Raw genomic sequence first — 11759 nt, 5'->3', positions numbered from 1 at the left:
TGAAAGGAATACTGATGAGTCCAGGAATTTGGAATAGAGTCCAAAATCCTGGACTGTTTATTTTTAAGTATTCGGATGGTTTTGATAAAAAGTGTTCCAAAATTCCGGATGAAATCGAATGAGTAAGTCAAGCGGATCGTACGAAAAATCAGGATGGCATGAAATTTGCTAAGCATCATAAGTAGCCGCCCATGCTGCAAGCTGTGCCAAGAGATGAGTGAAAACTGCCTTCGGACAGGGGGGATGCTTCGCGTGAGACAGCGGCTTTGACAGATTGTCTCGCATCCTTCGGGGCGTTGCGAGCATATGCTTGCAAAGAAGATATCCGCGAAGGATGAATGCGAAACATACGCCCGTCAGAACGCATGTTTTCTGAGTCGAGCCAGAAAAGAGTTCTTCTATCCAAGAAAAAGAGGGGAAGGGGTTGCCATGTTTATTGAGGTTTTAGCGATTCTTGTCTCATTGGGATTGTTAATGTTTTTTGCGTATCGCGGTTTTCCAGTCATCGTGTTTGCACCGATCTTTACGTTGCTTGCAGTTGTTTTATCGGGACACGCTTTACTGCCAAGTTACACGGAAACGTTTATGACAAATGCGGCAAACTACGTGAAATCGTTTTTCCCTGTATTTTTACTGGGGGCGGTTTTCGGAAAGGTGATGGAAATCAGCGGAGCCGCCGCATCGATTGCGCATTCGATCGTGAAAGCGTTGGGGTCCAAACGGGCGATTTTATCGGTTGTGCTTGCTTGTGCCATATTGACTTATGGCGGAGTTTCTTTGTTCGTCGTAGCTTTTGCTGTTTATCCGTTCGCGGCTGCCATTTTCCGTGAAGCCAATATTCCGAAGCGCTTGATACCGGGGACGATCGCACTAGGCGCATTTACATTTACGATGGACGCACTTCCTGGTACTCCGCAAATTCAAAATATTATCCCAACAAGCTATTTTGGCACAGATGCGTATGCGGCGCCTGTCGTAGGGATTATCGGAAGTATTATGGTTTTTACAGCAGGAATGCTCTGGTTGGAATATCGCCGCAAGCAAGCGGCAGTTGCCGGGGAAGGATATGGGGAAGGACACACGAATGAACCAGAAGTCAATCAAGATGAAAAGTACCCCAATATTTGGCTATCCGTTTTGCCGCTCATACTCGTGTTGGTTTTTAACTATCTATTAAGTAGAGGCTTTTTAAACGTATCGTCATGGTACGATCCAGAAATGTTAAAGCAGACGTTCAAGATTGCCAATGTCAAAACGGTAGCTTCCACTTGGGCTTTGATCGTGGCATTGACGATCGGGATTTTGGCCGCGCTGCTCATCAATCCCAAACAGGTGAAAAACAAACTTGCTGCCGGATTCACTGCGGCTGCCATGGGGGCGTTGTTGGCGATCTTCAATACGGCGTCTGAAGTTGGTTTCGGAAACGTTGTGAAAACATTGCCCGGGTTCAAAATCATTCAAGATTCGATACTAGGTGCGAGTAACCATCCACTCGTCTCGGAAGCGTTGGCCGTAAACGTTTTGGCAGGTATTACCGGTTCCGCGTCCGGGGGCATGTCGATCGCGCTTGAAGTGATGGGTAAACAGTATCTGCAGTTGGCGCAATCTGCGGGGATTAGCCCTGAGCTTTTGCATCGAATCGCTTCAATGGCATCCGGAGGGATGGATACGTTACCTCACAACGGTGCCGTTATAACACTTCTTGCGATTACGGGACTCACCCATCGCCAGTCCTATAAGGATATTTTTGCGATAACGGTTGCGAAAACGCTTTCTGTCTTCATTCTCGCATTTGCAGTTTCTATTTTTTAGTCTTCAAGATTGATTCACATACAGATTCCGTTCTGTAGGTGTCTTGGGGAATTTCATCACATGGCGTAGAGGGGATTGGTATGGAAAAACTTTTGGAAAACAAAATCGCGCTGGTGACGGGTGCAGCAAGTGGAATTGGCCTAGAAATTGCCCGCGCGTTCGCAGAGTCAGGGGCGAAAGTGGTTCTTTCGGATCTGCATGGTGAGGCTGCGCAACAGGCAGCTCAGGAATTGCAAAACCAAGGCTTTGAAGCTTTGGGCATTGCTTGTGATGTTACGAAGGAAGAACAGTTCCGCCAAAGCATCGAATTCGTATCGACAACGTACGGGCGTTTGGATATTCTTGTAAACAATGCGGGACTGCAGTATGTATCACCGATTGAGGAATTCCCGACCGAAACATTCGAGCTCATGCTTAAAGTGATGTTGACTGCTCCGTTTATTGGTATCAAGCATGCTTTTCCTCTCATGAAACAACAGGGGTTTGGCCGAGTCATCAATATAGCCTCCATTAACGGACTCGTCGGTTTCGCCGGGAAAGCGGCTTACAACAGCGCGAAACATGGGGTCATCGGCTTAACAAAGGTAGCGGCATTGGAAGGTGCAGCTTACGGAATTACCGTCAATGCTCTCTGCCCTGGGTATGTGGATACGCCGCTCGTGCGCAATCAATTGAAAGATTTGGCGAAAACGAGAAATGTTCCACTGGAGAGAGTGCTGGAGGAAGTGATCTACCCGTTGGTTCCGCAAAAGCGATTGCTATCCGTCCGGGAAATTGCCGATTATGCGGTTTTTTTGGCAAGCGACAAGTTAAAAGGTGTGACGGGAACAGCGACCGTCATCGATGGAGGTTACACCGCGCAGTAAAAATGGTTCCGATTTCATAGAGAAATTGAGAAAGAAAGCGAGATGAACGACATGAAGAAAGGGAAACTTGTCCACTCTGTAACAGAAGCCATAGAAGACATTCGAGATGGATCGACCATTATCGTAGGAGGATTCGGGCTGTGCGGAATCCCGGAAAAATCGCCTTGCTTTAAGAGAGAAAGGAGTCAAAGATCTCACGATTGTAAGTAACAATTGTGGTGTAGATGATTGGGGCCTCGGGATTTTGCTTGCAAACAAGCAAATCAAAAAGATGGTTGCTTCCTACGTAGGAGAAAATAAAACGTTTGAACAACAATTTTTAAGCGGTGAGCTGGAAGTAGAACTCGTTCCTCAGGGCACTTTGGCGGAAAGACTTCGCGCTGGAGGCGCCGGTATACCTGCCTTTTATACAGCAACGGGGGTGGGGACGCTGATTGCGGAAGGAAAAGAACACAGGGAATTCAATGGCCGCACTTATCTCCTGGAACATGGGATTGTCGGTGACTTTGCCCTGGTGAAAGCTTGGAAGGCGGATCCGCTGGGCAACTTGGTCTATCGTAAAACAGCCCGTAATTTTAATCCACTTGCGGCAATGGCAGGAAAGATTACGATCGCCGAAGCGGAAGAAATCGTTGATATAGGAGAATTGGATCCGGATGAAATTCATACGCCGGGAATTTATGTACAACGTGTGATCCATGGGCTCCATTATGAAAAGCGAATTGAACGGCGCACCGTTCTCAAAGCATAGTTAGGAGGAAGAAGAGGAATGGATACGCGTACAAAAATCGTCAAGCGGGCGGTAAAGGAAATTCAGGATGGAATGTATGTGAACCTCGGGATCGGAATGCCTACACTTGTCGCCAATGAAATTCCGCGCGAATATACGGTTTTACTGCAATCGGAAAACGGATTGCTGGGGATCGGACCATATCCCGTTGAAGGAATGGAAGATCCGGATCTCATCAATGCAGGGAAAGAAACGATAACGGCTGTACCGGGGGCTTCTTACTTTGATAGTGCGGAATCGTTTGCCATGATTCGTGGAGGACATATTAATCTAGCCATTTTGGGAGGGATGGAAGTATCCGAAACGGGTGATCTTGCCAACTGGATGATTCCGGGAAAAATGGTCAAAGGAATGGGGGGAGCGATGGATCTCGTACATGGCGCCAAGCGAGTGGTTGTCATCATGGAACATGTCAACAAGTTGGGGCAGTCCAAAGTCAAGAAGAAATGCAGCCTTCCATTGACAGGCAAACAAGTGGTCGATCGCTTGATCACAGATCTTGCGGTATTTGATTTTACACCGGAAGGCATGATTCTTGTTGAAACGCAAGAAGGTGTAACCATTGAAGAAGTCAAGGAAAAAACGGAAGCCTCATTTCGGGTTAGCCCCGATCTTGCGGTAACAAACTAGTTGGTCTTTTCCTTCGAAAGTTCGTTTCACCACTTAAGCAGGAACGAAACAAACGCAGAAAGAGATGTTTGAGGCTGCCACAAGAAACGGAGTGGCTTTTGGGTGGGTTGTATCGCTTTGCGGCGCAGAGGTGAGCGATGGTTGTTCCGCTTCCTTATAAACCGTTAATAGGTCATATGCTTTGCGTGAGAAAGTGACTTTGGAGATCGACACGCTTCCTTTCGTTCGACCTCCACGGAGCGCGAACGCAAAGCATACGCCCACCAAACTACACTTTTTTCAAGAAAGTGTTCGAGCCATTGAGAAGTCCGGAAATTGAAATCGCTCGATTCTCTGGACTTTTTTTATGAATTGTCCGAGCTGAAGTGAGGCGGTTTGCATGACACATCATACGCGTGAAAATTACGGAAATCATTTGGATTACGGTCAATGCCGATCGATATGCGGATCTTTCGGCGGATTAACATCAGACATTTACGTTGTGATGGGGTTAATTGGACATCAGTTTCCCGACATTCTTTGTATTGGGACAGAGAAGATCGACATTGTGGACGCAATTGCTCAAGGGGTCGAAGATTATGAATATGTGTGGGTGGAACGTTGGCGAAATGGAGAAAAGATACAAGACACGGTTCCTATCGACGAAAGGACTTGGCTTTCTGACCGCAAGGAGATTGACAATCGTAGATGACCCACACCGTCGTTTCCTCATCCCGTGATTCGTTTCATGCTTGAAGTCTTGAATCGATCCATTCGACAAGGGGCGGGTCATCTTTTCTCGGCGATCTCGTGCCAACTATAAGTTGGCACGATTTCTGCTGAATTTGCGCCGGTAATAAACGGACATTCCAATGATCACGGGGAGCATGAAAAGGGTCGGGCCAAACCAAATCAACAGGCTCACCTTGCTGAGTCCGAGCAGACGGGGAGCACCGAACACCGTGAACGCGGTCATTGTTGCAATACAACACCCCAACATACCTCCTAAATGTTGGAACCACCAATGCATCGGATGGTCCGGTTTGCGCAACCAGTACAGAAGTTGTGTGCCACCTACCATAACGCCGATCCACGGGAACCAGGTCAGGAGCGAAGAGTGAAGAGATGAACCGTAAATCGACATACCGATGCCGGACAATAGCAACAGGGACGAAAAGAGGAGATCGACCGGTTGCCGATGGATACCGGATCGTTTTTTAAACTTGAGCACGCGGATTCCGAACCATGCGGTGGCTGAGCTCAGGATAGAAATGAAGATTAAAAACCAAGCGAACCCTGCACTCTCAACGGTTCGATTTGGATCGGCGACAATCCGCCATGTCCCCATGTAAAGGGCACTGACCGCTACGACGATCATCGCCCATACATAGATCCAGCCGACCCGGACATGTGTTTTGCCTCCTTTCTTGGTGATGATCGGAATCCAGAATACCAGCAAAGCAGTAAACCCGGCGACAATATGCAACACTTTAAATATGGTGAACAGGCCCATCCCTTCATCCTCCCCTTGAATGTTCAGATAACATGTGGTGCATCAGTTCATGGAAATCATCCATGGAAAAAGAAACGGCTTCCGTAGAAATCATGCTCCTCGCCCGGAGGCCGTAGGACAAGACGACGAACATGTCGGCCATTTTTCTAGCGTCGAGCGAGTCCGGGATCACGCCGTTCTTTTGCCCGGTTTCGATCCAAATCGCAGCAGTACGTACCGAATGGTCGTAGATTTCCCGCAACATCTCTCGGATCGCCGGATTTTCTTGCTGACTCAGCAGATAGATGAAAATTTGATTGCTGACATCTTTCTCGTTATGAATATGTCGCAACCCTTCCGTGATTGCTTTCAGTGGCTGATCCAATTCTCGCCGGGCACTCTTGACCGCTTCAAAAAAACGCGTATTCACGGCTTCCATCCGAGATTTAAAGATCAAACCGAACAATTCGTCTTTGCTCGTGACGTAATGATAGATCGCTCCTTTGGATAGGCCGGAACGGTTCATGATTTCCTGCAGGGTCGTTCGGCGGCAACCTCTCTCTCGAATGATCTGCTCGGTTGTGGATAACAATCGATCTAAGGTAGGATTCGTTATGAGCTCCGGCATGGGAGTCCCCCTTTCAAGAGAATATGGAAAGCTGGGAAAACCGACTGTCGGTTTGTTCTGACTTTTCTTCATCATACAAACCGGCAGTCGGTTTGTCAAGGTGAAAAAATTGATGGGGCTTTGAAGCCCCACCAGCGAAGATTAGATCTTCTGTTCATCCTAAGATCCAGAGTCCCGGCTTGACCTGTTGCAATGGAGCGTGCTCCAAAAATACAGCGTTGACAACGTGGGACAGATGGTAGGCCTGAAGGATCAACAGCACTCCGCTCGTTAACCCCACTCCCACGGTGACGGCCAGAAGCACACTTGCATCTGCCGCACAAGCCGCTTCATATGTATATGAACTCCCTTCAATTGTCGAGTCCCCTCCAAACTCACCGAATCATCGGTGGCAAAAATGATCATTGGCCACTATCATGTTGATCATTTTTACCGTTAAATGGTGGTCATATACCGGTTAGGATGCGATGAAGGCGTTGGTTATTCCATTAGAAGTTCATCTGAACGGAACTGTTCTTGCACAGGGTACCGTAATATGCAAAAGGGGTGACCCACAAATATCCTGTACGGTCGAAATCATCACCGGTTCTTAGGTACCCAGAATATTCCGAAAATATGTTATAAGCGGTATAACAACGAATTCTGTCATAACGACTAAATAGTTAGGATGGGAGTACCAACGATAAGGTCCTTTCTTCACAAGACCGCTTTCTGGAACGATATAAATTCTTGTATTCCAATATGGCCCCAGGGAATAGATACACCAGTATCGCAAAAACTGAGAAAGAATGAGAATGATACAAGGCACCATCCACCAGGTCGGGGGATTCGCGCCGGCACCTACCTCCATAAAAAGACTGACGAGAAAGCCTGTGTGTATGAACACGATGTATTTAAAATGGCTCTTACCAACTTCATACCCGCCTTGAGAGATGGCCCACTTCCCATTTCTTCTTGCCAACCATAATTCCACAAAGCGTTGGAGGATAAGAAAGAGGAAAAGGAATAGAAAATAATGATTGATATGTATCGGCTAGACTCCTTCCGCAAGTATAAGTTCAGAACTAAAGCCTGGGCCGAGGGCGGAAATAAGAGTCGCTTCACCTTTTTGTATCGGTTCATTTTTAAGAAAACGGTCTAATACAAAGAGAACGGTGCAAGATGACATATTTCCATTTTCACGGAGGATCTGTTCTGCCAAACGCAGTTTTTCAACAGGTATGGACAGTGACTTCTGATATGCCTCTAAAACCTTTTTCCCACCCGGATGTATAACATAATGATCAATCTCCTCGTTTAAACGATAGAAATTCGTGAATTCACGGATCGTCTTCGGTAGTTCCCGTTTTACCAAAGTAGGAATATCGCGTGAAAAGATGACATGAAATCCGGATGACGAAAAATCCCATCCCATGACATCATAGCTATCTTTTAAAAGTGTGCTCATCGTTCCTTTAATCTTCAACTTTCCTTTTAGGGATGCCCGATCCCCAGAGACTAAAACCGCTGCAGCACCATCGGCAAAAAGGGAAGTCGCTACCAGATTGCTTTTCGTTTTATCGTCACGTTGAAATGTTAATCCGCAAAGCTCGACAGCGACGACAATCGCAAGTTCATCGGGATGTGCCTGGACATAATCGTAAGCCCTGGAGAGACCCGCTGCTCCCCCCGCACAACCTAAGCCCCAGATGGGAGTCCGTTTCATGTGTGGATGTGCATCAAGTTCATTCAAAATCCTCGCATCGATACTTGGTGTCGCCAGTCCAGTGGTGGAGATAAAGAATAGATGATGAACTTCATTCAGACTGAGTTGAACCTGGTCAAGGCAATTTTTAAGTGCATCCATTCCTAACTTGACGGCATTGTCTATGTAAAGTTGATTTTTTCTTTTAAAATCGTGTGTTTCCGCAAAATGTTCGATCGGCATACAAAAACGTCGCGTATCTATCTGTGTATTTTCAAAAACCCGAAGCAATCGGTCTATATCAGGAAACCTATCTGAGAACATCTCTCTCACAATCGGAAGAATGTCTTTTTGTTGATATTCGTAGGGGGCTTTTGCGATTCCAGTTGATACGATGTAAGGCACAAAAATCATCCTTCCCTTAACACCATTGCATTGATACTCGTCATTGTTGCAATATCCTCATGCGCAACACGATCATTCTATTTGATTACTTTTTACAGTTCTTCGGATCATTATCCGCGATATTCCTTACTCCTACAAAGAAAAGCCGTATCTGAACAGGGTACATCCAAATATCAGAATGGGTGGGAATAGAATTTCAATTCATGGGTAAAGTAAAAGCAAAAAATTGGGTAGGTGTTACTAAAATGGAGAATGATCAAGACCTGAAACATACACTTTCTTACATCCATTCAGAACTCAATCGTATGGAAACAATGGCTGGAACACTTTCTTCAATTGAACGTGAGCACTACAACAAACTTACAAAACTCACCTCAAACCCAGAAATCCACGACTCCAAATTCAACATATTTGTCAACCAGTTCTTTGACGATCGTGAGTTAGTGGATCTTGCGGTTGAAGAACAAAATGCTGCCCGTCAACTCGAAACCATGAAGCAAATGTGTTTCGCGATGGCTCAAAAAATTGAAGAGATAAAAAACGTAGTTGATCGTGGTGAACTCGGGGAGAGTGCTCAACGTGCTGAGACTCATTGAACATTTTATCCGTTCATTTATTAACGAATCTGTCGACAAAGCGATTACGAGAGCAATGAGACCAATACACCGAGAACCTGTTTGAAATGATTCCTGCAACGAATAAAGTGGGCATGACGAACCTTATGGAAATTGCCATGCGGGCGAATCAAGGAACTCCTATCTCACGCCCTCTTGGAAGCCCTATTCATATGTCTCCATGGGAGAAGATTCTGTTCAATCCTGTACATCTCTTTCGTTTTCCAACGCCTGAAAACGTCGGAATCCGTACTTCAATCACCATAGGACACCGTGCGAGAAAACCATTGACCCTTTCCATTCCAATTATGATTGCCGCTATGTCTTTTGGAGGTGCGTTAAGCAAAAGCACCAAAATCGCTTTGGCCAAAGCGGCAACCGCTGTCGGTACAGCCACAAACTCTGGTGAAGCAGGGCTCCTTGAAGAGGAAAGGGATGCGGCTCATCTATTCATTGGTCAGTATAATCGAGGGGGATGGATGAACACCCCCGACAAATATAAGCGTCTGGATGCCATTGAAATTCAATTGGGTCAAGGTGCACAAGGTTCAGCGCCACAACGCACAACAGCAAAAAATATCGGGGAGGACTTTCGAGAAGTTTTTGGTTTACACGAGGGCGAAGACGCCCTGATTCATTCGCGCCTGCCGGGGGTTAATTCAAAGGATGACTTTATTCAATTAGTAAGGCGTCTTCGAGACGAAACAGGTGTACCCATAGGACTGAAAATAGCCGCCACGCATCATCTTGAAAAAGAATTACAAATTGCTGTAGAAGCCGAAGTGGATTTCGTAACCCTTGATGGTGCGGAAGGTGGAACGCATGGAGGGTCACCCACCTTACAAGATGACGTTGGATTACCCACTCTTTTTGCTATCACAAGAGCAGCTGAGTTCTTCGTGCGAAAAGGCGTAATGGGTGATATCAACCTGATTGCAACCGGGGGACTCGTGACACCTGGACAAATGTTGAAGGCAATGGCATTGGGGGCAGATGGTGTCTATATTGGTACAGCCGCTATCATGGCGCTTGTCAGTGAACAAATGGTGAAAGCTGTACCGTTTGAACCGCCCACGAGCTTAGTTATATATACAGGTAAAATGACAGACCAATTAAATATTGACCAAGCAGCCATGAATGTAGTTCGATATCTGAATGCTTGTGTTCAAGAAATGGAATCCGTAGCCGTAACACTCGGTAAAACTGCATTATCGGATATTACAAAGTCAGATCTGTGTACGATTGACCCTTTCATCGCCAAAGCGACAGGAATCCAACTCGGATACGTTGCACCTGAGAATCAAGACCGTTTCTTTGAAGAAACGAAGCCTTTTTTCCACACATTTGAAGGTCAAGTCGAAAGTCATTCCTATATGAATCTCCATTAAAAAATATATAGGTCAAAAGCCTAGAGGAATTTTCCCCCTAGGCTTTTCATTTTCGGGCATGCTGGCTTGACAAAAATTCACCGAAACCTTATTAGTGGACTGAGTGGATTCAGTAATACCGGTTACAATTTGTAATCGTTATCTTAAAGGCAAGGAGGATGAGACATGCCTTATGAAATCAGATTGAAACGGATTTATGAGCCGTCAGACACGGGGGACGGAAAACGCATTTTGGTCGACCGTTTGTGGCCGCGCGGGGTGAAAAAGGAGCAAGCCCGTTTGGACGAATGGATGAAAGGAATCGCACCTAGTCCGGGACTGCGACGACAGTTTAACCACAAACCGGAGCGTTTTGCGGAATTTCGCGAGCTTTACGAAAAGGAACTCGCTTCCGATCCCCTCCATCAACAGTTGATCAACCAAATCTGTCAATATGCACAGGAAGGAAATGTCACCCTTCTTTACGCGGCGAAAGACCCGGTGCATAATCATGCGGTGGTGCTTAGGGATTGGGTGAAGAAAAAGCTGAGGTGAGAGGGGATTCGCCCGTTTACAAACAGTGACATGGCTGGAGTAAAGGCATTACGAATCTCCATTAATTCATGGGTCAAAAGCCTAGAGGAATTTTTCCCCCTAAAGGCTTTTCATTTTCTTATTTGGATTGGAGGAGATGATCTCCTCAATCTTTGTATTCGTCTTTCAATTGGAGGTTTTCTCCGTAATGAGATAAGGGATGGAAGGGGATCGGTTCTGTGCTCTCGATGGTGAGCAACCGTTGTTTGAATTCTTCCAGGTATCGTTCCCGCTGTTCATCGGAAGCGCTTGCGACACTCCAAGCGATGAAGGGAGGCAGCACTTCCATTCCCGAGAAGAACAGCATACCGTGATGGATCGGAAACAGGATCTGGTCGATGTCCCCGTTAATTCCGTCTTTGCTATAGATATGGGCGGGACCGCCCGTGGTCAGGGAGAGCATCGCCTTTTTCCCCTTCAATCCGCCTTTGTCGTACCACATACCGCCCCCGTAGACAAATCCCATGGCGAAGACCCGGTCAATCCATCCCTTCAAAATAGCGGGAACGGAGAACCACCAGAGAGGGAATTGGAACAGCACGAAATCAGCCCAACGGAGTTTCTCCATCTCAGCGGCGATATCCGGGGAAAACAATCCGTTTTGAGACGCATGGATCTGCTCCAGTTGGTATTTGAAAAATTCGGGATTGGACAGTTCCACAAAATCCTCCCGATCTGCAACGGCTTTGAAGTTCATGGCGTACAAATCCGAAACCTGCACTTGGTGACCCTGTTCTGTCAAAAACCGAACCGCCAAATCCTTCAATGCTCCATTGAAGGATTTAGGTTCCGGATGAGCATAGACAATCAATGCGTTCATCCTTAGAATACCTCCTTGTGATCCTTTATGAACTGCCATTCGGGCATGCCGGCTTGAAGCCTGCTGTATGCGGGCTGT

13 protein-coding genes and 1 pseudogene are annotated in these 11759 nt (G+C 46.5%); 8 read left to right on the top strand and 6 right to left on the bottom strand.

What is annotated here, in order from left to right; translation table 11 throughout:
- Window positions 1-429 precede the first annotated feature (429 nt).
- The 5 genes and pseudogenes from DNHGIG_RS05025 (at window position 430) to DNHGIG_RS05005 (ending at window position 4789) form a co-directional block, all read left to right on the top strand.
- Window positions 430-1812 (top strand): GntP family permease, encoded by a 1383-nt coding sequence (locus DNHGIG_RS05025; RefSeq protein WP_282198638.1) that lies wholly within the window; start codon window positions 430-432, stop codon window positions 1810-1812.
- 80 nt (window positions 1813-1892) lie between these two features.
- The gene (locus DNHGIG_RS05020; protein ID WP_282198637.1) at window positions 1893-2678 is read left to right on the top strand and encodes a 3-hydroxybutyrate dehydrogenase; all 786 of its coding nucleotides are present in this window, start codon (window positions 1893-1895) and stop codon (window positions 2676-2678) included.
- 51 nt (window positions 2679-2729) lie between these two features.
- Window positions 2730-3429: pseudogene (locus DNHGIG_RS05015) on the top strand (CoA transferase subunit A).
- An 18-nt stretch (window positions 3430-3447) separates the two neighbouring features.
- The gene (locus DNHGIG_RS05010) at window positions 3448-4098 is read left to right on the top strand and encodes a CoA transferase subunit B (RefSeq protein ID WP_282198636.1); all 651 of its coding nucleotides are present in this window, start codon (window positions 3448-3450) and stop codon (window positions 4096-4098) included.
- Between the two features lie 379 nt (window positions 4099-4477).
- A complete protein-coding gene (locus DNHGIG_RS05005) occupies window positions 4478-4789 on the top strand; it encodes a hypothetical protein (RefSeq protein ID WP_282198635.1) in 312 nt (103 codons plus the stop codon).
- Window positions 4790-4894: 105 nt separating this feature from the next.
- Here the strand turns inward: DNHGIG_RS05005 and DNHGIG_RS05000 are convergent, their stop codons facing one another.
- The 5 genes from DNHGIG_RS05000 to DNHGIG_RS04980 form a co-directional block, all read right to left on the bottom strand.
- Window positions 4895-5590, bottom strand: coding sequence for a DUF2306 domain-containing protein (locus DNHGIG_RS05000; protein ID WP_282198634.1), 696 nt, complete (start codon window positions 5588-5590; stop codon window positions 4895-4897).
- 4 nt (window positions 5591-5594) lie between these two features.
- Entirely contained in the window at window positions 5595-6197 is a 603-nt protein-coding gene (locus DNHGIG_RS04995) for a TetR/AcrR family transcriptional regulator (RefSeq protein WP_282198633.1), read from the bottom strand.
- A gap of 154 nt (window positions 6198-6351) precedes the next feature.
- Window positions 6352-6501: a hypothetical protein gene (locus tag DNHGIG_RS04990; protein WP_282198632.1), complete on the bottom strand. Its 150-nt coding sequence runs from the start codon at window positions 6499-6501 to the stop codon at window positions 6352-6354.
- Between the two features lie 285 nt (window positions 6502-6786).
- Complete coding sequence (locus tag DNHGIG_RS04985) at window positions 6787-7158, bottom strand: isoprenylcysteine carboxyl methyltransferase family protein (protein ID WP_282198631.1); 372 nt, start codon at window positions 7156-7158, stop codon at window positions 6787-6789.
- A gap of 72 nt (window positions 7159-7230) precedes the next feature.
- A complete protein-coding gene (locus DNHGIG_RS04980; RefSeq protein ID WP_282198630.1) occupies window positions 7231-8286 on the bottom strand; it encodes a type III polyketide synthase in 1056 nt (351 codons plus the stop codon).
- Window positions 8287-8489: 203 nt separating this feature from the next.
- Here DNHGIG_RS04980 and DNHGIG_RS04975 point away from each other — a divergent pair, with 203 nt between their 5' ends.
- The 3 genes from DNHGIG_RS04975 to DNHGIG_RS04965 all read left to right on the top strand — a co-directional run bounded on the left by DNHGIG_RS04975 (window position 8490) and on the right by DNHGIG_RS04965 (window position 10822).
- Window positions 8490-8882, top strand: a complete 393-nt coding sequence (locus tag DNHGIG_RS04975) for a hypothetical protein (RefSeq protein ID WP_282198629.1) — start codon at window positions 8490-8492, stop codon at window positions 8880-8882.
- A 191-nt stretch (window positions 8883-9073) separates the two neighbouring features.
- Complete coding sequence (locus tag DNHGIG_RS04970) at window positions 9074-10288, top strand: FMN-binding glutamate synthase family protein (protein WP_282198628.1); 1215 nt, start codon at window positions 9074-9076, stop codon at window positions 10286-10288.
- 165 nt (window positions 10289-10453) lie between these two features.
- The gene (locus tag DNHGIG_RS04965) at window positions 10454-10822 is read left to right on the top strand and encodes a DUF488 domain-containing protein (RefSeq protein ID WP_282198627.1); all 369 of its coding nucleotides are present in this window, start codon (window positions 10454-10456) and stop codon (window positions 10820-10822) included.
- Between the two features lie 145 nt (window positions 10823-10967).
- On the opposite strand, the gene DNHGIG_RS04960 is transcribed toward DNHGIG_RS04965, so the two are convergent.
- Window positions 10968-11681: an NAD(P)H-dependent oxidoreductase gene (locus DNHGIG_RS04960; RefSeq protein WP_282198626.1), complete on the bottom strand. Its 714-nt coding sequence runs from the start codon at window positions 11679-11681 to the stop codon at window positions 10968-10970.
- Window positions 11682-11759: the final 78 nt, after the last annotated feature.

The organism is Collibacillus ludicampi, from assembly GCF_023705585.1.
Lineage (GTDB): Bacteria > Bacillota > Bacilli > Tumebacillales > BOQE01 > Collibacillus > Collibacillus ludicampi.
This window is presented reverse-complemented; position numbering and strand designations above follow the sequence as displayed.